Genomic DNA, 296 nt, shown 5'->3' with positions numbered 1-296 from the left:
CCCAGCCCGGCCCGGCCCAGCAACAATAGCCAGAAATCGGCAGCAACCGATGCGAGAATGTTGGAGCCGATCGCCAGCGCACTAAGACCGACAAGCACGGTCTTGCGGTTCAGTTTGCCGATGAGAACATTGCTCAGCAAAGCCGTCACGGCGCCCACGGAAGCTGTCGCCGTCACAACCTGTCCGGCTGTACCCTCGGTAATGCCGAGATCGCGCGCCATGGGCGTCAACAATCCCGCTGGCAGGAACTCGGCCGAAACCAGCGCAAAACTGGTGGCCGCCATCGAAAGAACCGC

1 protein-coding gene is annotated in these 296 nt (G+C 61.8%); it reads right to left on the bottom strand.

Annotated features, from left to right (window positions below; translation table 11 throughout):
- The coding region (locus PL597_RS26265; protein ID WP_333781955.1) for an MFS transporter at positions 1-296 on the bottom strand (296 nt) is incomplete at both ends.

The organism is Agrobacterium sp. ST15.13.013 (genome assembly GCF_027956525.1).
Taxonomy (GTDB): domain Bacteria; phylum Pseudomonadota; class Alphaproteobacteria; order Rhizobiales; family Rhizobiaceae; genus Agrobacterium; species Agrobacterium salinitolerans.
The sequence above is the reverse complement of the archived record's forward strand: the minus strand, read 5'-3'. Positions and strand labels throughout refer to the sequence as shown.